Raw genomic sequence first — 26,087 nt, forward strand, 5'->3', positions numbered from 1 at the left:
AACTCCTATGGCACATGCTCTCTACACAAACCTTGATGGCAAACGAATTCTTGTTGCCGGCGCAGGGGTTACGGGCGCAGCTTGTGCGCGTGCGTTGGAAAAACGAGGCTCCGCTGTCACGATTGTTGACGAGAAAGTAACGTCGCTCGAAAGTTTCTCAGTCATCACACCTGATGCAGTTAATTTCTCGAACTTTGATCTCTTATTGGTATCACCTGGATGGCGCGAAGATCATCCTGTTGTACTCGCAGCCCGTGCTGCGCGAATTGCTCTCATCAATGAAGTAGACCTTGCCTGGAGCCTTAAGCCAACTGGTCAAAAATGGATTGCGCTGACGGGCACCAACGGCAAGACATCGACAGTTGAACTCACGGCCGCAATGCTTCGTAGCGGAGGATTCCAAGCAGTTGCTTGCGGCAATGTCGGCACAACTGTGATTGAAACTGTTGATTCCATCGAAAAGCATGACTTTCTGGTTCTCGAACTATCTTCATTCCAGCTTCACTGGCTAGAAGATGCGCAATTTGTATCTTCTGCAATTCTGAACATTGCACAAGATCATGTGGATTGGCATGGCTCATTTGATGCCTATGCAAAAGATAAAATCTCTATTCTCGATAAATCGATGACTGCAGTTCTCAACGCTGATGATGGCGAGATCGTTAACCGCACTACACATTGGCAGGGACGTAAAGTCTTCTTCTCACTCGAAACTCCAGCACCCGGTGAAATTGGAGTAGTCGAGGAACTGCTAGTAGATCGCGCCTTTGTTGCTGATCCGCAAGAGGCTGCCATGATTTCGGAACTCGTTGAAGTAACTCCAACAGTTCCCCATAACGTCTCCAATACTTTGGCAGCAGCCGGTCTAGCGCGCGCTGTCGGAACATCTCACGAGGCTATTCGCGCGGCTATTCAAGAATTTAGCCCTGGTCGCCATCGCATTGAAAAGGTGGGCGAGAAGGATGGAATTACGTGGATCAATGATTCCAAGGCGACCAATCCGCATGCCGCATCTGCCTCAATCATGTCAGCGCTCTCAGTCATCTGGGTTGCTGGGGGATTAGCCAAAGGCGCATCGATGTCAGAGCTTGTTACTCGCATCAAATCACGTGTGCGCATCGCAATTCTCATCGGTGAAGATCGTGAACTCATCGCGCAAGAGTTGACCGAGAAGGCACCACATATCGAAATTATTCGAATAGATGCACCGACTGATTACGTTAAAGGCGGAGCAAGTAATTCATTAATGGAAGAAGTTGTGCGAGCAGCTCACGCGAAAGCACTTTCCGGAGATACCGTCCTTTTGGCTCCCGCATGCGCATCAATGGACCAATTCATTTCCTACGGTGATCGTGGAGATAGATTTAAAGATGCAGTAGAGAAGGTTGTTATCAATGGCTAATAAGACCGCTTCAACATTTTTGGCAAAGCCAGTTAATCATCTCTATATGTTGTTAGTCAGCGCTGGTGCGCTCACCTTCCTCGGTTTGATTATGGTCTTCTCCGCCTCATCGATTACAGCCATTGATAACCAAGGTAGCGCTGCATCCATTGTGATTCGCCAGCTGCTCTTCGTGGTTGTCTCAATTCCACTTGCTGCATATCTTTCTAAGCTTCCAATTGTCCGCTGGGAAATCATCGGCCGTATCGGTCTGGTTATCTCGATTGGACTTCTTGGTCTGCTCTTTATTCCAGGACTTGGCAAGACGGTGAATGGAAATACCAACTGGATTAATCTCAAATTTTTCGATGTTCAACCCAGCGAATTTGCCAAGTTACTTATGATCTTGTGGGCAAGCTATCTTCTTGCTCGTAAAGAGAAATCTGGTCGCCACAGCACCAATGTTGTAAAGCTGATTGCGCCAGGATTTCTCATCATCATGGCGATGATCATGTATGGCCACGATCTAGGAACCACTTCAGTCGTGGCTGCGATTCTCGCTGGACTGCTCTTCGTCTCTGGTATTCAACTACGCATCCTGGGTTGGATCACCGCTGCAGGAGCGCTTGCCTTGGCATTCTTAATTGCGACATCGGGATATCGCGCGCAGCGCTTCCTAGTATTTCTCAACCCGTTTGCACCTGAGGATTACAAAAATATTGGATGGCAACCTGCTCATAGCTTGCTCGGTTTAGCTACTGGCGGACTCTTTGGTGTGGGTCTTGGTGGCAGTCGTCAGAAGTGGGGAAATCTCCCCGAAGCACATACTGACTTCATCTTCTCTGTCATTGGTGAAGAACTTGGTCTCGTTGGAACACTTACAGTTCTTATTCTTATGGCAGTTCTTATCTACTCAATCTTCCGTATTGCACTTCGCGCACAGGACCCAATGGTTCGTTATGCATGTGCCGGAATTGGTATTTGGATTACCGTGCAGGCATTTCTCAATATCGGCTCAGCAACGAGCGTTCTCCCTGTTGTTGGCGTGACACTTCCTTTAGTCTCTTATGGCGGCTCAGCTCTGGTGGCAACTCTCTGCGCAATTGGTTTCGTTGCAGGCGCTGCTTTACGTGATCCAGCGGTGCGCAAAGAAATCGTAAAGAAGAAGAACAAGTGACCCGAGTACTTTTTGCTGGCGGCGGCACTGCCGGACACGTAGAACCTGCAATCGCGGTTGCCCGCGAATGGCGCGCTCACCATGCAGATTCCACAATCTCTTTTATTGGAACTCGTAGCGGACTGGAATCACGTCTCGTTCCTGAAGCTGGATTTGAAATTAATTACATAACAAAGGTTCGTATTGCTCGCCGACTTTCTCCATCTCTTCTCGTTGCACCCTTTTCACTCCTTCGCTCTGTTGCGCAATCTGTTGCGCTAATGCGCAAGAACGATCTTGTTGTGGGTTTCGGGGGATATGTCTCAGCTCCTGCCTATATCGCTGCCGCACTTACACGCACTCCCATCGTTATCCATGAAGCAAATGCGCGCCCCGGGCTGGCCAACCGTCTTGGCGCCCTCTTCACTTCTCATACTGCAATTACACATTCCATCGGCTCTGGAAAACTTTCTGAATCACTTCTAGCTGGATTGCCACTTCGTGAAGATGTGGTCAGCGCATATCGATCAGCGTCGCACGATTGGCAGAAGGCACGCACTGAGGCAAAACGTCAGCTTGGATTTAATACAACAAAGCCACTCATCTTTATCTTTGGTGGTTCACAAGGATCCGTTGCTCTTAACCAAGTCATTTCCGATTCACGTTCTGCACTCCTCGCCGCCGGTGTTCAAATCCTTCATGGAATTGGTGCCCGCAACGAGGAGCCAACAAAGCTCGATGGATATGAAGCGCGCGGGTACATCACCGATATGGCAACTGCTTATTTAGGAGCAGATCTGATTATTTCTCGCAGCGGTGCGGTGACATGTGCTGAGGTAAATACATTGGGCCGTTTTGCTCTCTTTATTCCATTGCCAATTGGAAATGGCGAGCAAGAACTCAATGCGCGCGATCTCGTTTCTCAATCTCGCGCCGAAATTCTGCCTCAGAAAGAGTTCACAGCCAGCTGGCTCACTTCGAATATCAAGCGTCTTATTTCTCACAGCGCCACCGCGACCATCGCAGGTTCAGATATCGATATCAACGCCGCATCTAAGATGGTCTCACTGATGGAACACGCGCTGCACGGAGGTAAGTAGTGAATTCGCTTAAGGGCAAGAAGATTCACTTCATCGGCATCGGTGGTTCTGGAATGAGCGGCCTAGCGCGTATCGCACTTTCCGATGGAATCGCAGTCTCTGGCTCTGATGCAAAAGATTCTTCTGTTCTCACAGCACTTCGCGCACTTGGCGCTGATGTTTTCACTTCGCACGAGGCAGCGCACGTTCAAGGAGCAGATGTAGTTATTTACTCCACTGCAATCTCTGCTTCTAATCCTGAGATGGCCTATGCGGTCGAACGCTCTATTCCCATCTTGACTCGCGCACAGGCGCTGGCGGCGCTGATGTCCGGAAGTAAGAGCATCGCTGTTGCTGGAACTCATGGAAAGACTACGACTTCATCAATGCTCACTGTCGCACTTCAGGCATGCGGAGTCGATCCTTCCTTCGCAATCGGTGGAACACTCACCGCATCAGGGTCGAATGCACACCGCGGAACCGGTGATTTCTTCGTCGCTGAAGCCGATGAATCAGATGGATCATTCGTTGAGTACCGACCACTTGCTGCGATCGTTACAAATATCGAACATGACCATGTGGACTTCTTTCATACTCCTGAAGCAGTCACAGAGGTATTCGAGAACTTTGCAGCCACTATTTCGCCGCAGGGATTTCTCATCTATTGCGCAGATGACACAGGGGCGACGCGACTTGGAACCTTAGGGCTAACGTGCACACCTATCTCTTACGGTGAATCAGAGAGTGCCGATCTGCGTATTGATCAGATTGAATTGAAAGCGATGGGATCTTCAGCTCGCGTGATGTGGAGAGGTAGAGCGGTGGGTCATCTCGAACTTCAGGTTCCAGGTCACCATAACCTTCTGAATGCAGCGTCCTGTCTAGCGATGGGGCTGACTCTTGAACTGCCAATCCATCAACTCCTTGAGGGACTTCATAACTTCCGCGGAGCTGGACGCCGATTTGAATTAAAGGCGACTGAACATGGAATCAGAATTATTGATGACTATGGCCACCATCCAACGGAAATTACAGTGACGCTACAGGCAGCACGTCGCTATGCCGGCGATGGTCGCGTCTTGGTAATTTTCCAGCCTCATCGTTATTCGCGTACACAAGCTTTCTTAGAAGATTTTGCTCTTTCACTAGACCTTGCCGACGATGTTACATTGCTGGAAATTTATGCAGCGAGCGAGAAACCTATTCATGGGGTTTCGTCATCACTCATCGCCGAAAAGATGAGCCGCGGACATTTCATTCCTAACTTTGCTTCAGCAGCAGAGCGCGTGATTGAGATGGCAAATCCTGGAGACGTCATCATTACTCTCGGAGCTGGAGATGTGAATTCACTTGCTCCGATCATCGCCGAAGGGTTGCAACGTCGCTTTGCGTAAAGTCTCAAAGATTCCATTAGTTGCAGTCATTGCTGCGGCGCTCTTCGGTGGGCTCATCTATCTCTTGGCTTGGTCTTCAATCTTTACAGTTTCATCCATCACGGTAACTGGTTCGCCTACACCCGAATCACAGTCAGCGATTACAAAGATCTCAGCAATTACTACAGGTGAGAAGCTTGCACGAGTAGAACCCCAAGCGATTGAGAAGCGCCTACTTCACCTTAAATGGATTGAGTCTGCACATGTAGCTCGTAACTGGCTTGATGGAGCAGTAGAGATAGTCGTGACACCCCGAACACCTACTGCAATATTCAATGGCTCAACCATCGATGCATCCGGAACCATCTTCACTCTGCCCGGATTTACGACGGCAGATCTTCCTCGAGTCTCGGCCAAGACTCCGGCCCTTGGCCTTGCTGCAATCAAAGTTTTCCAAGGTCTTCCACGAGAGTTTCAGAGAAGTGTCGTATCTCTTACTGCCCGCAACAGCTCTAACTTCGCACTCTTTGTAGATGTCGATGGTCGCAACGTTCAAATTTTGTGGGGCGCTAATGAAGAAACTGCCTTGAAAATAGAGGTTATTAGCGCACTTCTTACACTTGAAGAGAATAAGAAAATTCGTCGCATTGATGTGAGTGCACCACATGCACCCATCGTTAAGTAATAACAATTCACTCAAGTTGTAGTTGAGAAAATAGTTCGTGGCGGTCTTTGATTACTACCTTCATACGCCATACGTTGCCGCCATCAAAGAGAGTAGAAATGTAATTCTCAAGTAGAGGTTTACAGTTCTAAAGGGGGACTCACGTGGCTGCACCACAGAATTACTTAGCTGTCATCAAAGTTGTCGGTATCGGCGGCGGCGGAGTAAACGCAATCAATCGCATGATTGATGTTGGATTAAAAGGCGTTGAGTTCATCGCAATCAATACAGATGCACAACATTTATTAATGAGTGATGCAGATGTGAAATTAGATATTGGTCGCGCATCAACAAAGGGTCTCGGTGCAGGTGCTGCTCCTGAAAAGGGTCGTCAAGCTGCAATCGATCACACAGAAGAGATTGAAGAAATTCTTCGCGGCGCGGATATGGTTTTTGTAACTGCAGGAGAAGGTGGCGGAACCGGAACTGGTGGAGCCCCAATCGTTGCAAAGATTGCACGCGATCTCGGTGCACTCACAATCGGTGTTGTTACAAAGCCGTTCTCATTTGAAGGAAAGATTCGTTCACGTCAAGCAGAAGAAGGAATTGAACTTCTTCGCGAACAAGTAGACACACTCATTGTTATTCCTAACGATCGCCTTCTTGCAATTTCAGATCGCTCAATTACGGCAGTGGACGCATTTAAGAGCGCTGATCAAGTTCTACTTTCAGGCGTTCAAGGAATTACCGAAATCATTACTCAACCAGGTCTCATCAACCTCGACTTCGCAGATGTGAAGACAGTGATGACAGATGCAGGTTCTGCCCTTATGGGTATTGGTTCTGCTCGCGGAGATAACCGCGCATCACGTGCTGCTGAACTTGCTATCTCAAGCCCACTTCTTGAGGCTTCAATCGATGGAGCAATGGGAGTACTCCTCTCAGTTGCCGGTGGTTCTGATCTCGGCCTCTTCGAAATTAACGAAGCATGCGAGCTCGTACAGGCAGCTGCTCACCCAGATGCACGCATCATCTTCGGTACAACAATCGATGATGCACTGGGCGATGAAGTTCGCATCACTGTTATCGCTGCAGGCTTTGCTGGCGGAGAGCCAAAGAAGGTTGAGATGCCTGTCATCAATGCAACAACTCTTGGTGGCGTTGCAGATCCAATCCCTTCAAATGATCCACTCTCTGTGGCGCTCGATTTGGATTCCTCTCCTCGTAAGCGCATTACATTTGAAGAGCTCGTCTCTGAAGATGAAATTGATGTTCCAGATTTCATGAAGTAATCCACGAACGCACTTCGCATGAAGTATCGCTTTACCAATCGCACCGGTGGCGCAAGCTCCGGTGCTTTTGCGTCTTTGAACCTGGGCACTCATGTCACTGATGATCTTGAAACTGTTTTAGCAAATAGAGCGCTCTTGGCTAACGAACTTGGCCCGATTCAATATATGTCGCAGGTGCACGGCAATCGAGTGGCGATTATCGAAGAGGTAACAGATGAAGATCCCACTGCCGATGCCTTAGTTACAGGAATACCTGGTCTTTCGCTGGCCGTACAAGTGGCTGATTGCATTCCATTGTTGCTCCATTCAACTCACTCCGTTGCCGCCGTGCATGTGGGTCGCAAAGGACTCGTTAATGGCGTTGCACTTGCTGCCATAGAAGTAATGCGCGATATGGGATCTACAGAGATCACTGCAATCATCGGACCCTCTATTTGTGGAAATTGTTATGAAGTTTCACAAGAAATCCACGACGAAGTTGTTGCTCTACATCCGGCAGCGCGTGCGAAGACTGCACAAGGAACACCTGCGCTTGACCTTCCTGCAGCTCTGCGGGTTCTCCTGAAAGATGCAGGCATTTCAATTATCGATGAATTCCGCTGCACGCATGAGAATTCTGATCTTTATTCGTATCGTCGCGATGGAGTAACTGGGCGCCAAGCAGGGATCATTACGCTATGAGCCGCCGCGATGAATTAGCCACAAATCTCGAAGCCGTAAAGGCGCGGATTAAGAACCCGGATATCACGCTGATTGTTGTGACCAAGACATATCCAGTTTCTGATGTGCAGATTCTCCATGAATTAGGAGTCAGGGATTTTGGCGAGAACCGCAACGAAGAAGGTTTAGAAAAATCTGTAGCAGTTGATGGTAGATGGCATTACCAAGGCGAAATCCAAAGTCGAAAGTTACGAGATATTGCAGCGTGGGCTGATGTGATTCATTCCCTCGATAACGCCAGCCATATTTCCAAATTATCCAATGCGGCAACCAAGCCGCTCGATATCTTCCTTCAACTTTCACTCGATCGCGATCCTGCACGTGGGGGAGCCGTTGAATCCGAGCTGCCGGCCCTTGCAGATATCGCACTGGCGTCTGCCAATCTTCACCTCGCCGGGTTGATGTGCGTCCCGCCAGTTGCTGCAGACCCCCGAACTGCCTTTACCGAAATCGCTGCGATTCATCGAAGATTTATCAGCAACTACCCAGAAGCAAAATCCCTCTCTGCTGGAATGTCGGGTGACTTTGAAATTGCTATCGACTGCGGAGCGACACATATTCGCGTAGGTAGCTCAATCCTCGGCTCACGCACGGTGCGCTAGTAACCTAGCCATATGTCAGCACTCAATAAAATGATGGGCTTCCTTGGCCTCGTCGATACAGATGAAGAGACCAACGTTTCCGAGGTTCCACAACGCGCAGCAGTTGCACGTCCTACTCGCGAACGAACCGGAGTAACAGTTCTAGGTTCTCACCAACCTGCTCCAGTCGCTTCACAGCCTGCGATGATCGAAGAACCAATCTCTTCATACAACATCATCACTCTTCAACCACGTTCTTACTCTGAAGCTCGCAAAGTTGGCGAGTACTACCGTGAAGGAAATCCAGTGATCATCAATCTCGATGACATGGAAGAGTCAGAGCGCAAGCGTCTTGTCGACTTCGCAAGTGGTCTTGTCTTCGGACTCCACGGACGCATCGAACGCATCAGCCTTAAAGTCTTCCTTCTCTCGCCAGCAAATGTCAGCGTGAGCAATGAAGATAAGACAGCTGCACAAGCTTCGTTCTTCAACCAGAGCTAATACGCATGCTCTCATCGCTTCTCGTACAGCTTCTTGGACTTTTTAAGTTAGCTCTCTTCGCACGCATCATTATCGATTACGTTCGAATGTTTGCGCGCAACTGGCGCCCCAATGCATTCTTCCTTGCAATCTTTGAAGTGATTTATTCAATCACCGATCGCCCAATGAGATTTGTGCAGCGCTTCGTTCCACCGCTTCGCCTTGGTGGCGTAGCGATTGATCTCTCTTTCATCGTTTTACTTATCGCGATCAATTTTGCTCAGACCGCAATCAGAATAATTCTCTAGCTTCTTAAGCCTTCGCGAGAGTTACTCCAACGCTCAATTCGTTATCTCCTGCAGCAACTGCTGCATCAAATTCGAATGAAAGCGCCAGTACTTCGTCAGAGATATGCGCAGCGTGGGCGGCAATCACTTCAGCTAACTCGGCAGGGGCGTTCCAGCGCACAGAGATACGATCCGAAATATCAAAGCCATCGCTCTTGCGACGTTCTTGAATTAAGCGGATGACTTCACGGACGTTTCCTGAAGCTATCAACTCTGGAGATAGAGCTAGATCAAGAGCCACGCTCTCGCCATCATGGCTTGCCACCATCCAGCCGCTCTTTGGAACTTCAGTGACTACTAAGTCATCGATATCAATGGCGAATTCACCCAGTGTGGCTGATCCGGTAGAGCGCAGACCTTTTACAAGAGCGGTTGCATCAGCTGCAGCAACTAACTTTGCAACATCTTGAACAGCCTTGCCGTATTTAGCGCCGAGTGATTTGAAGTTTGCCTTCACTGAGATATCTACTAAATCTCCGTCAGCGTTGGCGATATCTTCAAGCTCGATGACATTGAGTTCGTCAGAGATCTGAGCCTTCATATCTTCTGGAAGGGAAGCCCATCCTTGCGCCGAGATAAGTGCGCGCTGAAGAGGCTGGCGAATCTTGATGGCAGATTCTGCGCGAGCAGAACGACCTAACTCAACAACGCGTCGAGTCATGGCAACCTGCTCGTTAAGTGCAGCATTAATGAGAGATAAGTCTGCAACAGGGAAATCAGTGAGATGCACTGAAGCAACTGCTCCTGAATCCGCTGGGCGCACCAGTACCTGCCACGTGTGTTCTGCGATAAATGGAACCATCGGTGCCAATAGTTGAGTCACGGTGGTGAGGCACTCATGCAACGTTGCAAGAGCTGCAACATCGCCATCCCAGAAACGGCGACGCGAACGACGCACGTACCAGTTGGATAGATCGTCGATGAAGCGAGCAAGAACGCGACCAGCAGTCTGCGAATCGAAATCGTTATATGCCTTATCTACCTCAACAATGAGTGCATTGAGTTCACTGATGATCCATTGATCCATCATGGAACGTTCGCTCAAAGCCGGGCTCTGCGAAAGTTCAAACTTTGATGCTTCTGCATAGAGAGCATGGAATGAAATGGTGTTCCAGTAAGTAAGTAGCGTCTTTCGAACAACATCAGAGATTGCATCGTGGCCAACGCGACGAGCAGACCAAGGTGAACCGGCGGCCAACATGTACCAACGAACAGCATCTGCGCCATGTTGATCCATAAGCGAAATTGGTTCTAGAACATTGCCGAGGTGCTTACTCATCTTGCGACCATCTTTATCCAAGATGTGACCAAGACAGAGAACGCTCTTGTAAGAACTTTCATCGAAGACCAAAGTTCCAATAGCCATCAAGGTGTAGAACCAGCCACGGGTCTGATCGATTGCTTCACAGATGAAGTCAGCTGGATAGGCAGCCTTGAACTTCTCAACTGAACCTTCCTTATGCGGATATCCCCACTGAGCAAATGGCATCGCGCCTGAGTCATACCAACAGTCGATTACTTCAGGAACGCGATTCATAGTTGTCGAACATTCGGCACAGGCAAAGGTGATGTCATCAACGAATGGGCGGTGTGGGTCCATTGCACTGAGCTCTTGTCCTGCAAGGGCGCCTAGCTCTTTGAGCGAATCAACGCAGACTTCATGCTTATTCTCGCAACGCCAGATGGGAAGGGGAGTACCCCAATAACGATTACGTGAAAGTGCCCAGTCAATATTGTTGGTGAGCCAATCGCCGTAGCGACCAGTCTTAATTGTTTCTGGATGCCAATCAGTCTTCTGATTTTCACGGATCAATTCATCTTTGATAGAAGTGGTGCGGATATACCAAGATGGTTGTGCGTAGTAGATCAGCGCAGTGTGACAACGCCAGCAATGTGGGTATTCGTGCTCATATGGTTGGTGCTTATAGAGAACGCCGTTTGCCTTTAACTCTTTCACGAGTGGCTTATCTGCTTCCTTAAAGAACATTCCTCCAACGACTGGCACATCTGAAAGGAATGTTCCATCAGGTGCAATCGGGTTCACAACAGGTAATCCATAGGCGCGACAAACCTGAAGGTCATCTGCACCGAATGCAGGGGATTGGTGAACAAGCCCTGTTCCATCTTCAGTGGTGACATAGGTAGCCAAGACAATGAAATGTGAATCCGGAATTTCAAGGTAATCAAATGGGCGCTTATAGGTGGTGCGCTCTAAATCCTTACCCTTAATAGTCTTCAGGATTTCGTGCTCTCCTGCGACCTTGGAAAGTAGAGGCTGTGCAACAACGAGAATTTCACTTGCCTCTTCAACAGTTGCCTTCACCACTACATAATCAACATCTGGGTGAACTGCGACAGCGGTATTAGAGACAAGTGTCCACGGAGTTGTTGTCCATACTAAGAATGAAGCGCCAAGTTCTGCGAGTTCTCCTGATGTTGCAGGAAAACGTACGAAGACAGATGGGTCGGTAACAGTTTCATATCCTTGCGAAAGTTCGTGATCGGAAAGACCTGTTCCACAACGTGGGCAATATGGTGCAACACGATGGTCTTGAACAAGCAGACCTTTCTTCCAAATTTCCTTGAGGCTCCACCAGACGCTCTCGACGTATTCCGGAGCCATCGTCCAGTAAGCCTGATCGAAATCAACCCAGAAGCCCATTCGCTCTGTCATGGTCGTAAATGCATCTACATGTCGGGTTACTGATTCACGACACTTATCGTTAAAGGGAGCGATGCCAAACTTTTCAATATCGCCCTTGCCGGAAAAACCTAACTCTTTCTCAACAGCAATTTCTACAGGGAGTCCGTGGCAATCCCATCCAGCTTTACGGGTGACGTACTTTCCCTTCATCGTTTGATAACGAGGAAAGACATCTTTAAATACGCGCGCCTCAATGTGGTGAGTGCCTGGCATTCCGTTAGCAGTAGGAGGGCCTTCATAAAAAGTCCAAGGAGTTCCATTGGCACGTGATTGCATGCTCTTCTGGAAAATCTCATTCTCGCGCCAGAAATCTAGAATCGAGTGTTCCATCGCTGGAAGGTCGATCGCTGCGGGGATTGCGCGAAATGGTGATGACATAAAAAATCCTCCAAGAAGTTAAGAACTTCTGGAGGGACGAAATCTGGCGACTTCGCGGTACCACCCGCCTTGTAGCTTCAGCCGTGATGCTGGAGATACCTCTTTATTACTTACATCCGGCTGGTTCTACCCCGCTTATATGGCGGATCTTCCAGCGTGCTCCGAAGGTGATGGCCTCATCAACGCACTTTTCCTGCAAGGTCTTGCTCGCAAAGTCTAAACCATGCGTGGCAAAGTTGGTTACGAGGGGAAAAACGCATAAGGTGCGCGGCGTGCCAGGAAAAAAGATTGTGAAGAAGGCGGCTAAAAAAGCCCCAGCCAAGAAAGCGCCTGCAAAAAAGGTCGCTAAGAAGGCTCCTGCTAAGAAGGTTGCAGCGAAGAAGGTTGCTAAGAAAGCACCTGCAAAGAAGGCTGCGGTTAAGAAAGCTCCTGCAAAGAAGGCAGCTCCTGCCAAGAAGGCGCCAGCTCCAAAAACTTCTGTGGCAAAGTCACCAGGTCGCCCATTTCCATCAAAGATTGGTAAGACAACTCTTACCGTAGATGAAAAATCTCAGACAGTTTCTGTGGCAACAGTCGTTGCACCTACTGCGGCACCTGTTGTTGAAGAGCGCCGCTTAGTAATGCCACCTCCACCGCGTCCAGTTAAGAGCGGAAAGAAAGTTGCACCGCTGAAGCCAATTAAGGCAGCTCCTACTCCTGTTACTGCAGCTGAAGGCGAAGCGCCTTGGACTACTGCAGAGCTCAAGACGATTCGTGCTGATATTGCAAAAGATCTCGAACGTCTTCGCCACGAGCTCGCACTCGTCGAAGCCGAGATGGATGACCTCATCGCTGATTCTGGTGAAGGCGCTGGCGATGATCAAGCTGATTCTGGAACAAAGACTTTCGAACGCGAACATGAAATGTCACTCGTGATTAATGCTCGCGACATGGTCTTGCAGACAGAACGCGCTCTCGAGCGCATCGACGCAAAGTCATATGGATATTGCGAAGATTGCGGTTCTGCAATTGGTAAGGCACGACTACAAGTATTTCCTCGCGCTACTTTGTGCATGATCTGCAAGCAGAAGGAAGAGCGCCGCTAACGTGCGCCGATTGTTCGCAATCGCGTGGACTATCTGGCTCTTCGATTTTGTAACAAAGACGTGGGCGCTCTCCACTTTCTCAGCTACTCCTAAATCAATAATCGGAAACCTTCTGCAATTCACCCTCATTAAGAATTCTGGTGCAGCATTTAGCCTGGCAACCGGATTTACGATTCTCTTCTCACTTCTTGCCTTAGCTGTTGTCGTGACAGTTATTTCCTATGCCTCACGAATTACATCTCATGGTTGGCAATGGACAGCAGGGCTCTTATTGGGCGGAGTTCTGGGCAATCTCACTGATCGAATCTTTCGCGAACCATCATTTCTCAATGGACATGTGATTGATTGGATTCAGATTCCTAATTGGCCGGTCTTCAATATTGCAGATATGGCTATATCAACAGCTGCGGCAATTGCATTTGTGCTGACGATGCGAAATATCCCTCCCATTACACGGGTAAGGTAGCCACATATGACAAGAGATTTACGACAGTTAACAGTCCCCGAAGGTGTCGCAGGGGAGCGCATTGATAGCGCGCTGACTCGCGTTTTAGGTCTTTCGCGCACAACAATCGTCAAACTTCTTGAAGATGGTGATATCACCACAGGCAATCAAGCGATGCAAAAATCAGATCGCGTTGCAGCAGGACAAGTTATTGAAGTGCTGATGCCAGCGCCTCTCAACCAAGATCCCATTCCTCTTACTCCGCTCGAAGGTCTGACTGTTGTCTATAACGATGATGACATCGTCGTGATTGATAAGCCTGTTGGATGCGCTGCCCACCCAAGTCCAGGATGGATGGGACCTACAGTCGTTGGTGCTCTCATGGCTGCGGGTTACACAATTTCTACTTCAGGTCCGGCAGAACGTGCCGGCGTTGTACATCGCCTCGATGCCGGAACTTCAGGCCTCATGATTATCGCAAAGACAGAAGCTGCGTATCTCAAACTCAAGGAAATGTTCCGTGAACATGAAGTTGAGAAGACCTATCACGCACTCGTCCAAGGACATATGGATCCATCGACTGGAACAATCGATGCTCCTATTGACCGCCACCCAAAGGAAGATCATCGCTTTGCAGTTGTTGCAACAGGTAAAGAGAGCATCACCCATTACGAAGTTATCGAGTATTACCGCTCTGTCTCATTGGTGAAGGTCGAACTCGAAACTGGACGCACACATCAAATTCGCGTGCACTTCTCTGCCCTCGGTCATCCACTCGTGGGGGATACGACATATGGCGCAGATCCTGTCCTCGGCAAGAAAATGAAAATGTCTCGACCTTGGCTTCATGCTCTTGAACTGCGGTTCAACCACCCAACGAATGGAAACCCGCTCGTGTTAACCGCGCCATATCCAGCCGACCTTCAGGCTTCTCTGGCGTTGCTATCCGAAGCAGTTCTGCCTTAGGCGCTAATGTTGCGCCACCATGTCATCTGAAGATTTTTCAGCTTCACGGGCATCGACGCAAGACTCGTTTGTACATCTTCATGTGCATACCGAGTACTCGATGCTCGATGGTGCCGCGCGCGTTGGAGATCTCGTTGATGAGGTAGCCCGCCAAGAAATGCCGGCAATCGCCATGACAGATCACGGAAATGTCTTCGGCGCATTTGATTTTTATAAACAAGCAACGAAAGCTGGCGTCAAACCAATTATTGGTATTGAAGCCTACGTTGCACCTGAATCTCGTTTTGATAAGAAGCGCGTGCAGTGGGCCGATGGTGGTGAAGACGATGTCTCAGGTGGCGGCGCATATACGCACATGACCATCCTGGCTGAAAACAATCAAGGGCTGGCTAACTTATTCAGGCTTTCATCGCTGGCATCTCTCGAAGGTTATTACTACAAGCCTCGTATGGACCGCGAACTTATTTCGCGCTATGCCGATGGCCTGATTGCAACGACAGGTTGCCCAGGTGGAGAAATTCAAACTCGTCTTCGTATGGGTAATTACAAAGAGGCGTTACGTGCAGCAAGTGATTACCGAGACATCTTTGGTGCCAATAACTTCTTCCTCGAAGTCATGGACCACCAAATTGATATTGAATCTCGCGTAAAAGCCGATCTTCTTAAACTCGGTAAAGAGCTCAAACTTCCATTGCTCGCCACAAATGATCTTCACTACACACGCCATGAAGACGCCGCAGCTCACGAAGCACTTCTCTGCGTGCAATCAGGATCAACACTTGCCGATCCCAAGCGCTTTAAATTCGATAACGATGAGTTCTACCTCAAGACTCCTGCACAGATGCGCGAGCTCTTTAAAGATATCCCTGAATCCTGCGATAACACTCTTCTCATTGCCGAACGCTGCAACGTCAAATTACGCGAGAACGAGAACTTGCTTCCCGCATTCGAAGTTCCCAAAGGCGAAACAGAAGATACCTGGCTACGCAAAGAATCTGTCCGCGGTCTGATTGAGAAACTCGGCGATAAAGCAACCGAGGAATATCGCACTCGTTTGCAATACGAACTCGATGTCATGGCGAAGATGGGATTCCCGGGTTACTTCCTTGTTGTGGCAGACCTTGTTGGACATGCAAAGAAAGTTGGAATTCGCGTAGGTCCAGGTCGTGGATCTGCAGCAGGTTCACTCGTTGCATATGCACTTGGCATCACAGGTCTTGATCCCATCGAACACGGTCTCTTGTTTGAACGATTCCTCAATCCAGAACGTATCTCAATGCCTGATATCGACCTCGACTTCGACGAACGTCGTCGCTCAGAGATGATCCGTTATGCAACTGAAAAGTACGGCGAAGATCGCGTAGCTCAGATCATCACCTACGGAACAATTAAATCTAAGCAATCACTTAAAGATGCAACGCGCGTTCTTGGCTATCCATATGCAATCGGTGAAAAGCTCACCAAAGCTCTTCCTCCTTCAGTCATGGGCAAAGACATCACACTTTCTGGTGTCTTCGACTCTAAAGATGCGCGCCATGGCGAAGCAGGTGAATTCCGCCAGCTCTATGAGACAGATCCAGATTCAAAGCGCGTCGTTGATTTAGCAAAGGGCCTTGAAGGTCTAAAACGTCAGTGGGGAGTGCATGCAGCGGGCGTGATTCTCTCGCGCGAACCTTTGCTCGATGTTATTCCTATCCATCGCCGTGAAGCAGATGGCGCAATCATCACGCAGTTCGATATGGGTGCTTGCGAATCAACAGGGCTTCTCAAGATGGACTTCCTTGGCCTTCGAAATCTTTCGGTTCTCGATGACGCTCTTCTTAATATCAAAGCGAATCAGAATATCGATGTCGTTCTAGAAGATCTTCCACTGAGTGATCAGAAGACTTTCGAACTTCTTTCGCGTGGCGATACCTTGGGCGTATTCCAGCTCGACGGCGGGCCGATGCGCGCACTTCTTCGCAGCATGGCACCTGATTCATTTGCCGACATCTCTGCGGTGATTGCCCTTTATCGCCCAGGTCCAATGGGCGAGAACGCGCACAATAACTATGCCGATCGCAAAAACGGTCGTAAACCTGTCGAACCAATTCACCCTGAACTCTCTGAACCACTTCAAGAGATTCTCGGTGACACTTACGGCCTCATTGTTTATCAAGAGCAAGTTATGGCGATTGCACAGAAAGTTGCTGGCTTTACCCTCGGCCGCGCAGATCTCTTGCGTAAGGCGATGGGTAAGAAGAATAAAGAGATCCTTGATAAGGAGTACATCCCATTCGAAGCAGGCATGAAGGAGAACGGTTTCTCTGTCAGCGCTATTAAACGTCTCTGGGAAGTTCTGATTCCGTTCTCTGATTACGCATTTAACCGCGCACATAGCGCGGGTTACGGAGTTGTTTCTTTCTGGACCGCCTACCTCAAAGCGAATTATCCAACTGAGTACATGGCAGCACTTCTCACCAGTGTGCGCGATGATAAAGATAAGTCTGCGCTCTATCTCTCCGAGTGTCGCCGCATGGGAATCAAAGTTCTTCCACCTGATGTCAATGAATCAGATGCCGAATACACCCCTCGTGGAAAAGATATTCGCTTCGGCCTTGCTGCAATTCGTAACGTAGGTGAAGGAGTAGTTGCTTCCGTAAAGGCTGCTCGTGAAAGCAAGGGAGCGTTCGCATCCTTCGGAGATTTCCTCGCCAAGGTCGATGCCAACGTCTGCAATAAGAAGACCATCGAATCTCTCATTAAGGCAGGAGCATTCGATTCTCTTCAACATCCTCGTAAGGGGCTCATGGCTATCCACCTCGAAGCTATTGATTCAGTGATTGAAACAAAGCGCGCTGAGGCCATCGGGCAGTTCGATCTCTTCGGTGGAGATTCGATTACGCAAGTTGCAGGTCTTGATATTGAAATCCCAACAACCGAGTGGGATAAATCAACGCTGCTCACCTTCGAGCGCGAGATGTTGGGTCTCTATGTTTCAGATCATCCGCTCTTAGGTGTTGAACATGTTCTTCGGTCACATACAGATATGTCGATCAGCCAGCTCCTTGATGACGGCCCACAAGATGGCATGGTCACAATTGGTGGGCTGATCACCGGCATTCAGCGAAAAGTTTCACGACAAGGCGCATCGTGGGCGGTTGTTAACGTTGAAGACCTGGAAGGCGCTATTGAAGTTCTCTTCTTCTCAAATACTTATAACCAATACGCGCTCTCACTCACCGAAGATCGCGTAGTTGTTGTTCGCGGTCGATTCTCACGAACCGATGAACAAGTTCGATTTACCGCTCTTGAAATGAAGATGCCTGATATTTCTGCAGCTCCTACAGGACCGCTACTAATCTCATTGCCAGCAGCCCAAGTAACTCCACCGATTGTTGAACGAATGAAAGAGATCCTTCGCTCACATCCAGGAAAACGTGAAGTTCATCTGCAAGTCATTGATCAACAGAAATCAACGACTCTCAAAATTGACGCGCTAGTAACATCATCACCAAGTTTGAGCGCAGATCTCAAGGCAATTCTTGGGTCAGACTGTCTCATCAGGATTTAAAGGGTCTTCGCCCTCTCGCTACACAAAGTAGAATCGCGCTGTGATTCGCACCGTTGACCTCCGTGGAAAGTCTCTCGACAAAGCTGGCTATCAAGCCGAGCTTCCACGTGCACAGCTCGATGTTGCGCAAGCGATGGTTCTCATTGAACCGATTCTCCGTCGCGTTCAGCACGGAAACGAATCAGATCTGATCGCTCTCGCTCAAGAGTTTGATGGAGTAACGCCTGCTTCAATCCGAGTTCCACAATCGGCATTGGATCAAGCGCTAGCTCAATTAGATCCTGCAATTCGTAGCGCACTCGAAGAATCTGCTTCACGTATTCGTAAAGTTCATAACGATCAAGTTCGCGGTGAAACCCGAACAACAGTTGTCGATGGCGGAACTGTTACAGAGAAGTGGGTCCCCGTAGATCGTGTGGGCCTTTACGTCCCAGGTGGTCGCGCGGTCTATCCAAGTAGCGTCATGATGAATGTGATTCCCGCTCAGATTGCACAAGTGCAGAGCATCGCAGTTGCATCTCCGCCACAGAAAGAATTTGGCGGACTTCCGCACCCAACAATCCTTGCGACCTGTGCACTCCTTGGAGTCACCGAGGTCTATGCGGTTGGGGGAGCGCAAGCAATTGCACTCTTTGGTTATGGAATGAAGGACGTGGCACAGAAGTGTGACCTCGTTACTGGTCCTGGAAATATTTATGTGGCAGCAGCTAAGCGCGCATTGCGTGGAATCATCGGTATCGATTCAGAAGCGGGCCCAACAGAGATCGCAATTCTTGCCGATGAGAGCGCCATCGCTGCAGATGTGGCAGCTGACCTCATCAGCCAAGCTGAGCACGATGTCATTGCAGCAGCAGTCCTAGTTACAACATCAACTCAGCTTGCCAAGGATGTTGAAGCAGAACTAGGGAAGCGAGTTGCCGCCACTAAGCACTCCGAACGTATTCGCACTGCGCTTACTGGCATCCAATCAGCAATCGTCTTAGTGGATTCAGTTGAACAAGGGCTTGACGTTGTAAATGCTTATGCAGCGGAGCACCTTGAAATTCAGACAAAGAACGCAGCGCGCGATGCTGCGCAGATTCGCAATGCTGGTGCAGTTTTCATTGGTCGCTTCTCGCCAGTTTCACTCGGAGATTACTCAGCTGGTTCAAACCACGTTTTACCTACTGGTGGATGTGCATGCCACAGCAGCGGGCTCTCTGTGCAAACTTTCTTACGCGGCCTTCACTTCATTGAGTATGACCAAAAAGCATTTACCGACATTCTCGATACCGTCGTCACTCTTGCAAACTCCGAAGATCTTCCTGCTCACGGCGAAGCAATGACAGCGCGTTTGGAAAATCTATGAACCAGTGGCCAGCGTGGCTTCCACTTCGCCAAAATCTTCGCGAACTCTCACCATATGGAGCGCCGCAACTTCCTGCAGATGCTGTGATGAATACCAATGAGAACCCATATGCGCCTTCACCCGCTCTTGCAAAGGCGATTGCTGATCGAGTCTCAGAAGTAGCGCTCACTCTTAATCGTTACCCAGATCGTGATGCAGTCGTTCTGCGTACCAAGCTTGCTGAATTCATCAATGGGCTATCCGCAACCAACTTCGATGCAAAGAATCTATGGGCTGCAAATGGCAGCAATGAAATTATTCAATCTCTCTTTATGGCATTCGGCGGAGGAACAGCTCTCGGCTTTACTCCTTCTTATTCGATGCATCCATTGATTGCCAAGGTAACTCAAGTGCAGTGGCTTAATGGAAGTCGCCGCGAAGATTTCAGCCTCGATATCGACTCTGCAATTTCACAGATTCAGCGGGACAAGCCAACTCTCACTTTCATCACAACACCAAACAATCCAACAGGTTCTGCAGTCACTATCGATGAAATCGAGAAGATTGCACGTCTCACCTCAGGGCTCTTGATAGTCGATGAGGCTTACGCAGAATTTTCTGAAGAGACCTCAGCGGTAACGCTCATCAAGAAATATCCGCACGTTGTTGTTATTCGCACTATGAGTAAAGCCTTTGCATTTGCAGGTGTTCGCCTTGGTTATCTGGTTGCAGATCCAGCAGTCATCGATGCCATGTTCCTTGTTCGCTTGCCGTATCACCTCAGCGCGCTCACGCAGGCAGCTGGTGAAGTCGCACTCGATTACAAGAATGAGTTGCTTGGCACGGTTGCTCAACTTCGCACCGATCGCGATCGCGTTGCAGCGCAACTTACCGATATGGGGCTTACCGTCATTCCAAGCGCATCAAACTTCCTTCTCTTCTCAGGATTCGATATGCCTTCGGCGCAGCTCTGGCAGGCGATGCTCGATAGGGGAGTTCTCATCAGAGATGTGGGATTATTGGGTTACTTAAGAGTCACCATTGGCAATGAGGCCGAAAACACCAGATTTGTTTCAACGCTATCGGCATGCCTGGGAGAAAAATGAGCAGAACATCACGAGTTGAACGCACTACTAAAGAGTCAAGCGTTCTTGTAGAACTCAATCTCGATGGAACTGGCGAGATTTCAGTGGATACCGGCGTCCCATTCTTTGATCACATGCTCAGCCAACTAGGTAAGCACTCTGGCTTTAATCTCACTGTAAAGACAACAGGTGATGTCGATGTCGATTCACACCACACCGTTGAAGATACTTCACTCGCATTTGGCCAGGCACTTCGCGAAGCACTTGGCGATAAGGCAGGCATTCGCCGCTTTGGCGATGCGATGGTGCCACTTGATGAAGTTCTCGTGCAGGCAGCTGTCGATCTTTCGGGTCGTCCATATCTTGTGCACCGCCAACCTGAAATAGTCGAACTCATCGGAACATTCGATACAACTCTCGGAAAGCACATCTGGGAATCAATCGTTGCTGAAGCGCGCATCGCACTTCACGTACGTGTTCTCGAAGGCCGTAATGCTCACCACGTCTTTGAAGCACAATTCAAAGCTGTTGCGCGCGCACTGCGTGATGCGGTTGCACTCGATGGTCGCGTTGCCGGGATTCCTTCTACAAAGGGCTCTCTCTAACGTTCGTGATTGCAATTCTCGATTACGGATCTGGCAATCTTCGTTCAGCCCAACGCGCTTTTGAAACTTCTGGCAAAGAGGTCGTGCTGACATCTGATTACGACGTTGCACTCAACGCCGACGGTCTCGTAGTTCCTGGCGTGGGTGCTTTTGCTGCTTGCATGCAAGGACTTGCTGGTGTTCGTGGAGATCAACTTGTTCGCGAGCGAATTTCTTTAAAACGTCCAACTTTAGGTATCTGCGTGGGTATGCAGATTCTCTTTGCACGCGGCGTCGAACATGGCAACCATGAAGGCGTTGGCGTCTGGGATGCAACAGTAGAAAAACTTGAAGCACCGATATTGCCTCATATGGGCTGGAACACCGTTTCTGCCCCAGGCGGAAGTTCACTCTTTAAAGGCGTTGAAAATGAGTCGTTCTACTTCGTTCATTCATACGCAGTAAAGAAGAAGGTCGGTGCAATCGCGACGATGGCACACCACGGCGAAGATTTTCTGGCAGCAGTTGAAGATGGAGTTATTGCAGCGACGCAATTTCACCCAGAAAAATCCGGAGATGCAGGACTACATCTGATTAAGAATTGGACGGACTCACTATGAGCTACCTCGAACTTTTACCTGCAGTCGATGTCAAAGATGGACGCGCTGTACGCCTCGTTCAAGGCGAACTTGATGCTGAAACCGCTTATGGAAACCCACTTGAAGTTGCCCTCGAATTCCAAGCAGCTGGCGCTGAATGGCTCCACCTTGTTGATCTCGATGCAGCATTTGGTCGCGGAGAAAATAGCGCGCTGCTTGCAGAGGTAGTGGGGAAACTTGATATCAAAGTCGAGCTCTCTGGTGGAATTCGCGATGACGAATCACTTCGTCGCGCACTTGCAACTGGTTGCGTTCGTGTAAACCTAGGTACTGCTGCGCTTGAAAATCCCGAATGGACTGCGCGCGTTATCGCAGAACATGGAGATCGCATCGCAGTGGGTCTTGATGTTCGCGGACATGTTCTTGCAGCTCGCGGTTGGACCAAAGAAGGCGGCGATCTCTTTGAAACTATCGAACGCCTTGAGCGTGATGGTTGTTCTCGTTATGTAGTCACAGATGTGACTAAGGATGGAACTCTTAAGGGTCCAAACTTGGAATTGCTTCAAGAAGTCTGTGCAGTTACCAAGAAACCTGTTGTCGCATCAGGCGGCATTTCTTCCCTTGATGACATAGCTGCCCTTGCATCCCTTAACGCAATCGGTGTTGAAGGTGCAATCGTTGGTAAGGCTCTCTACGCTGGCGCATTCACACTCGAAGATGCTTTAGAGCTCACGCGTCGATGACACTTTCAGTTCGCATCATTCCTTGCCTCGACGTCACCGACGGTCGAGTTGTGAAGGGCGTTAACTTCACCGATCTCGTTGATGCTGGAGACCCCGTTGAGATGGCTGCGCTCTATGGACGAGAAGGTGCTGATGAACTTACCTTTCTTGATATCTCAGCAAGTGTCGCAGGGCGTGAAACAACTCTTGATGTAGTTCGCAGAACAGCTGAACAAGTGTTTATTCCGCTCACAGTAGGTGGTGGAATTCGCACCGTCGACGATGTTGATCGCTTGCTGCGCGCAGGTGCTGACAAAGTTTCAATCAATACAGCAGCTCTAGCTCGCCCTGAATTGATTGCTGAAATCGCAGATCGCTTTGGTTCACAAGTATTGGTGCTATCCGTTGATGCGCGTCGCGCGCGTACCGATTCAGGTTTTGAAGTGACAACTCATGGCGGCCGCGAATCCGCGGGTGTTGATGCACTCGCTTGGGTAGAAAAGGCGTGCACGCTTGGCGTTGGTGAAATCCTTCTCAACTCTATGGATGCTGACGGAACTCGCGCCGGATATGACATCGGAATGATTACCGCCGTCCGCGCTGTCTCAAAGGTTCCGCTGATTGCCAGTGGTGGCGCCGGCACCCTCGAAGATTTCGCCTCGGCACTCGATGCTGGAGCTGATGCACTCCTCGCAGCCAGCGTCTTCCACTTCGGAATTCACCGTATCGGCGATGTAAAGAAGTACCTTTCTGGTCACAATTATTCAGTGCGCAATGCGCATACGGTCTAAGGCAGAATACGCATATGAGCACAGAGCTAAGCCCCGAGATTTCTGCGCTCCTCAAAGATCCTGCAGCTCTCATTCCAGCCGTTGCACAAGATATTCACTCAGGTGAAGTCTTGATGCTCGCCTATGTCAATGCGGAATCACTTGCCGCCACTCTTGCCACAGGGCGCGCAACATATTGGTCACGTAGCCGCAATGAACTCTGGGAAAAGGGCGCCACTTCTGGCCATACACAACTCGTACATTCGATCGCTCTTGATTGCGACGGAGATGCACTTCTATTTAAGGTTGAACAAACCGGGGCTGCTTGCCACACAGGCGATCGCACCTGCTTCCATAGAAATATCGAGATTGCGCGATGAAGCTTGAAGAATTTCGCGAGTACGCGAAGAACAACAACGTCATTCCTGTCTATCGCAAACTCTTAGGCGATGGCGAAACCCCGCTCAATATTTATAAGAAGCTGGCAAAGAACTTGCCCGGAACTTTTCTTTTGGAATCTGCCGAGCATGGGGGAGTCTGGTCTCGCTACTCATTTATTGGCGCGCATAGCCAGACAACGCTGACCGAAAAAGATGGTGTCGCGGTATGGCTAGGAAAACCACCTGCCGGAGTTCCGCAAGGAATGAATCCTCTTGAAGCTTTGCGCAAAACAGTGGCACACCTGAAGTCTCCAAAGATTGAAGGGCTTCCAACTCTTACAGGTGGCCTTGTTGGATACATGGGATATGACTCTGTGCGCAGACTGGAAAAGATTTCAAACCTTGCTACAAAGGATATCGATCTGCCAGAAATCGCATTTATGTTAACGAGTGATTTAGCTGTGATGGATCACAGCGAAGGAACCATCACGTTGATTGCAAATGCCATTAACTGGGATGGCTCAAACGAACGTATCGATGAATCCTATGCAGATGCGGTATCTCGTCTTGATCGCATGCAAGCCGAACTTATGGCACCTCTTGCTGGAGATGTCTCAAAGATCCCGGCAAAGACAGCGCCTCAATTTGATCGCAATATGAGCGCCGAAGAATTTATGTCTAAGGTAGAAATTGCCAAAGAAGAGATTCGCGCGGGCGAAGCTTTCCAAATAGTTCTTTCGCAGCGATTCTCAATGCCGTGCGCAGCCGATGCACTCGATGTGTATCGCATGCTTCGTCTCAATAATCCAAGCCCATATATGTACCTCTTCAGATTTGAAGATGGAATCGAAGTCGTCGGTTCAAGCCCAGAAGCGCTCGTCAAGGTAACTGGTACCGAAGTGATGGTCCACCCAATCGCTGGAACACGTCGTCGCTCTGCATCGGTCGAAGAAGATATTCGCCTCGGAGAAGAACTTCTTGCCGATCCTAAAGAACGTGCAGAGCATTTGATGCTCGTTGACTTGGGCCGAAATGATCTTGGCCGCGTCTGTGCACCCGGAAGCGTCGAAGTAATCGACTTCATGCACATTGAACGTTATTCACACGTCATGCATATTGTTTCCACAGTCATCGGAAAGCTTGGAAAAGATTCAACACCTATCGATGCACTCTTCTCAGTCTTTCCTGCCGGAACACTTTCTGGAGCACCTAAGCCGCGCGCTATGGAGATTATCGAGACTCTCGAACCAACTCGTCGCGGACTTTATGGCGGCGCTATTGGTTACTTCGACTTCACAGGAAATATTGATGCCTGTATTGCCATTCGTACTGCGCTACTTCACAAGGGGACTGCATACGTTCAAGCGGGAGCAGGGCTCGTCGCAGATTCAGATCCAGCATCTGAAAATGAAGAGACTCTCAACAAGGCAGCTGCCGTTCTTGGCGCAATTACTGCTGCTAATGAATTGAAGCGCAGCTAATGTTCAAATTAGGACTATCCCTCTTTCTTGTCTCCGTAGTTGCAATTGCGCTCAGTCGAAGAATTCGTCTCTCTGCACGCTATGAACGCGAGCCAAAGAAGCTCACGCCATGGAATGCAATGGATAAAGGAATTGATCCAACAGAGGACCGCACATGAGCGTTCTTGATTCCATCATCGAAGGTGTTCGCGAAGATCTTGCCGCACGACGTCTTCCATTGGCGCAGATTCATAAGCGTATGGAAGAGACTGCGCCGGCACTAGATGCGCATTCATTCCTATCTCGCGACGAGATGAATGTGATTGCAGAAGTAAAGCGTTCATCTCCAAGCAAAGGAGAACTTGCCACAATCACAGATCCAGCTTCTCTTGCCGAGCAATATCAAGAAGCGGGCGCTGCAGCTGTCAGCGTTCTCACCGAACGCCGTCGCTTCGGTGGCTCACTCGAAGATCTTGATGCTGTGCGAAAGCGCATCACAATTCCAGTTCTGCGAAAAGATTTTATGGTCGATGAATATCAGTTCTTAGAAGCGCGGGCACATGGCGCAGATATTGTTCTTCTCATCGTGGCCGCACTTTCAAAGAGCCAGCTCAGAGATTTCTACGATCTTGCAACTGAATTAGGAATGGCTTCTCTCATTGAAGTACATACCGCGCAAGAACTCGAGAGCGCGATGGATATTGAACCGCGCATCATCGGAGTTAATTCACGGAATCTGAAAACCCTCGATGTCGATAGCGCCGCATTTGCAGACCTCATCCCGCGTATTCCTGCTGATGTGATTCGGGTCGCCGAATCAGGTATCGCAACTCGTTCAGACGTCGAGTTCGCTCAGAACGCTGGCGCAACAGCGATCTTGGTCGGGGAAACTCTTGTGAAATCTGGGAATCCAATTTCCGCCATGCAGGAACTACTTGGGCGCAGGTAGTCTTTCG

25 protein-coding genes are annotated in these 26,087 nt (G+C 49.4%); 24 read left to right on the forward strand and 1 reads right to left on the reverse strand.

From position 1 onward, the window contains the following. Window positions 1-7: 7 nt before the first annotated feature. The 10 genes from murD to AC8GFK_RS02935 all read left to right on the forward strand — a co-directional run bounded on the left by murD (window position 8) and on the right by AC8GFK_RS02935 (window position 9,034). Window positions 8-1,402 carry a UDP-N-acetylmuramoyl-L-alanine--D-glutamate ligase gene (gene murD / locus AC8GFK_RS02890; protein WP_506625671.1) on the forward strand — a complete coding sequence of 465 codons (1,395 nt, stop codon included), beginning with the start codon at window positions 8-10 and terminating at the stop codon, window positions 1,400-1,402. Next, complete coding sequence (ftsW, locus tag AC8GFK_RS02895) at window positions 1,395-2,558, forward strand: putative lipid II flippase FtsW (protein WP_506625672.1); 1,164 nt, start codon at window positions 1,395-1,397, stop codon at window positions 2,556-2,558. The genes murD and ftsW overlap by 8 nt, the downstream gene beginning before the upstream one ends. Continuing rightward, entirely contained in the window at window positions 2,555-3,637 is a 1,083-nt protein-coding gene (locus tag AC8GFK_RS02900; protein WP_506625673.1) for a UDP-N-acetylglucosamine--N-acetylmuramyl-(pentapeptide) pyrophosphoryl-undecaprenol N-acetylglucosamine transferase, read from the forward strand. The genes ftsW and AC8GFK_RS02900 overlap by 4 nt, the downstream gene beginning before the upstream one ends. Then, on the forward strand, window positions 3,637-5,010 hold the full coding sequence (murC, locus tag AC8GFK_RS02905; RefSeq protein ID WP_506625674.1) for a UDP-N-acetylmuramate--L-alanine ligase: 1,374 nt from the start codon (window positions 3,637-3,639) through the stop codon (window positions 5,008-5,010). Before AC8GFK_RS02900 ends, murC begins: the two co-directional genes overlap by 1 nt. Beyond that, window positions 5,003-5,674: a cell division protein FtsQ/DivIB gene (locus AC8GFK_RS02910; RefSeq protein ID WP_506625675.1), complete on the forward strand. Its 672-nt coding sequence runs from the start codon at window positions 5,003-5,005 to the stop codon at window positions 5,672-5,674. Before murC ends, AC8GFK_RS02910 begins: the two co-directional genes overlap by 8 nt. Window positions 5,675-5,817: 143 nt before the next feature. Further along, entirely contained in the window at window positions 5,818-6,945 is a 1,128-nt protein-coding gene (gene ftsZ / locus AC8GFK_RS02915; protein ID WP_095673428.1) for a cell division protein FtsZ, read from the forward strand. An 18-nt stretch (window positions 6,946-6,963) separates the two neighbouring features. Beyond that, window positions 6,964-7,626, forward strand: a complete 663-nt coding sequence (gene pgeF, locus AC8GFK_RS02920) for a peptidoglycan editing factor PgeF (RefSeq protein WP_506625676.1) — start codon at window positions 6,964-6,966, stop codon at window positions 7,624-7,626. Further along, complete coding sequence (locus tag AC8GFK_RS02925) at window positions 7,623-8,267, forward strand: YggS family pyridoxal phosphate-dependent enzyme (protein WP_506625677.1); 645 nt, start codon at window positions 7,623-7,625, stop codon at window positions 8,265-8,267. Before pgeF ends, AC8GFK_RS02925 begins: the two co-directional genes overlap by 4 nt. A 12-nt stretch (window positions 8,268-8,279) precedes the next feature. Beyond that, window positions 8,280-8,747 carry a cell division protein SepF gene (locus AC8GFK_RS02930; RefSeq protein ID WP_506625678.1) on the forward strand — a complete coding sequence of 156 codons (468 nt, stop codon included), beginning with the start codon at window positions 8,280-8,282 and terminating at the stop codon, window positions 8,745-8,747. Window positions 8,748-8,752: 5 nt separating this feature from the next. Then, window positions 8,753-9,034: a YggT family protein gene (locus tag AC8GFK_RS02935; protein WP_095673432.1), complete on the forward strand. Its 282-nt coding sequence runs from the start codon at window positions 8,753-8,755 to the stop codon at window positions 9,032-9,034. A gap of 4 nt (window positions 9,035-9,038) precedes the next feature. Here the strand turns inward: AC8GFK_RS02935 and ileS are convergent, their stop codons facing one another. After that, the gene (gene ileS, locus AC8GFK_RS02940; protein ID WP_506625679.1) at window positions 9,039-12,155 is read right to left on the reverse strand and encodes an isoleucine--tRNA ligase; all 3,117 of its coding nucleotides are present in this window, start codon (window positions 12,153-12,155) and stop codon (window positions 9,039-9,041) included. 272 nt (window positions 12,156-12,427) lie between these two features. Here ileS and AC8GFK_RS02945 point away from each other — a divergent pair, with 272 nt between their 5' ends. Genes AC8GFK_RS02945 through trpC form a run of 14 tightly spaced genes read left to right on the forward strand, consistent with a single transcriptional unit; the run spans window position 12,428 to window position 26,080 of the window. Further along, on the forward strand, window positions 12,428-13,240 hold the full coding sequence (locus AC8GFK_RS02945; protein WP_506625680.1) for a TraR/DksA family transcriptional regulator: 813 nt from the start codon (window positions 12,428-12,430) through the stop codon (window positions 13,238-13,240). A gap of 1 nt (window position 13,241) precedes the next feature. Beyond that, a complete protein-coding gene (locus tag AC8GFK_RS02950) occupies window positions 13,242-13,706 on the forward strand; it encodes a signal peptidase II (RefSeq protein WP_506625681.1) in 465 nt (154 codons plus the stop codon). Between the two features lie 6 nt (window positions 13,707-13,712). After that, the gene (locus AC8GFK_RS02955; protein ID WP_095673435.1) at window positions 13,713-14,651 is read left to right on the forward strand and encodes an RluA family pseudouridine synthase; all 939 of its coding nucleotides are present in this window, start codon (window positions 13,713-13,715) and stop codon (window positions 14,649-14,651) included. Between the two features lie 19 nt (window positions 14,652-14,670). After that, entirely contained in the window at window positions 14,671-18,204 is a 3,534-nt protein-coding gene (dnaE, locus tag AC8GFK_RS02960) for a DNA polymerase III subunit alpha (protein WP_506625682.1), read from the forward strand. Window positions 18,205-18,244: 40 nt separating this feature from the next. Further along, window positions 18,245-19,552, forward strand: a complete 1,308-nt coding sequence (gene hisD / locus AC8GFK_RS02965) for a histidinol dehydrogenase (protein WP_506625683.1) — start codon at window positions 18,245-18,247, stop codon at window positions 19,550-19,552. Further along, complete coding sequence (locus AC8GFK_RS02970) at window positions 19,549-20,637, forward strand: histidinol-phosphate transaminase (RefSeq protein ID WP_506625684.1); 1,089 nt, start codon at window positions 19,549-19,551, stop codon at window positions 20,635-20,637. Before hisD ends, AC8GFK_RS02970 begins: the two co-directional genes overlap by 4 nt. Then, window positions 20,634-21,221: an imidazoleglycerol-phosphate dehydratase HisB gene (gene hisB, locus AC8GFK_RS02975; RefSeq protein ID WP_095673439.1), complete on the forward strand. Its 588-nt coding sequence runs from the start codon at window positions 20,634-20,636 to the stop codon at window positions 21,219-21,221. The genes AC8GFK_RS02970 and hisB overlap by 4 nt, the downstream gene beginning before the upstream one ends. A 5-nt stretch (window positions 21,222-21,226) precedes the next feature. Continuing rightward, complete coding sequence (hisH, locus tag AC8GFK_RS02980) at window positions 21,227-21,820, forward strand: imidazole glycerol phosphate synthase subunit HisH (RefSeq protein ID WP_506625685.1); 594 nt, start codon at window positions 21,227-21,229, stop codon at window positions 21,818-21,820. Next, complete coding sequence (gene priA, locus AC8GFK_RS02985) at window positions 21,817-22,542, forward strand: bifunctional 1-(5-phosphoribosyl)-5-((5-phosphoribosylamino)methylideneamino)imidazole-4-carboxamide isomerase/phosphoribosylanthranilate isomerase PriA (protein WP_506625686.1); 726 nt, start codon at window positions 21,817-21,819, stop codon at window positions 22,540-22,542. The genes hisH and priA overlap by 4 nt, the downstream gene beginning before the upstream one ends. After that, entirely contained in the window at window positions 22,539-23,312 is a 774-nt protein-coding gene (gene hisF / locus AC8GFK_RS02990) for an imidazole glycerol phosphate synthase subunit HisF (RefSeq protein WP_506625687.1), read from the forward strand. The genes priA and hisF overlap by 4 nt, the downstream gene beginning before the upstream one ends. Window positions 23,313-23,326: 14 nt before the next feature. After that, window positions 23,327-23,671, forward strand: coding sequence for a phosphoribosyl-AMP cyclohydrolase (hisI, locus tag AC8GFK_RS02995; protein ID WP_506625688.1), 345 nt, complete (start codon window positions 23,327-23,329; stop codon window positions 23,669-23,671). After that, entirely contained in the window at window positions 23,668-25,152 is a 1,485-nt protein-coding gene (locus tag AC8GFK_RS03000; protein WP_506625689.1) for an anthranilate synthase component I, read from the forward strand. Before hisI ends, AC8GFK_RS03000 begins: the two co-directional genes overlap by 4 nt. After that, window positions 25,152-25,310 (forward strand): hypothetical protein, encoded by a 159-nt coding sequence (locus AC8GFK_RS03005; protein WP_506625690.1) that lies wholly within the window; start codon window positions 25,152-25,154, stop codon window positions 25,308-25,310. The genes AC8GFK_RS03000 and AC8GFK_RS03005 overlap by 1 nt, the downstream gene beginning before the upstream one ends. Beyond that, on the forward strand, window positions 25,307-26,080 hold the full coding sequence (gene trpC, locus AC8GFK_RS03010; protein ID WP_506625691.1) for an indole-3-glycerol phosphate synthase TrpC: 774 nt from the start codon (window positions 25,307-25,309) through the stop codon (window positions 26,078-26,080). The genes AC8GFK_RS03005 and trpC overlap by 4 nt, the downstream gene beginning before the upstream one ends. The last annotated feature ends 7 nt before the right edge of the window (window positions 26,081-26,087 follow it).

The organism is Planktophila turicensis (SeqCode), from assembly GCF_965234405.1.
GTDB classification, from domain to species: domain Bacteria; phylum Actinomycetota; class Actinomycetes; order Nanopelagicales; family Nanopelagicaceae; genus Planktophila; species Planktophila turicensis.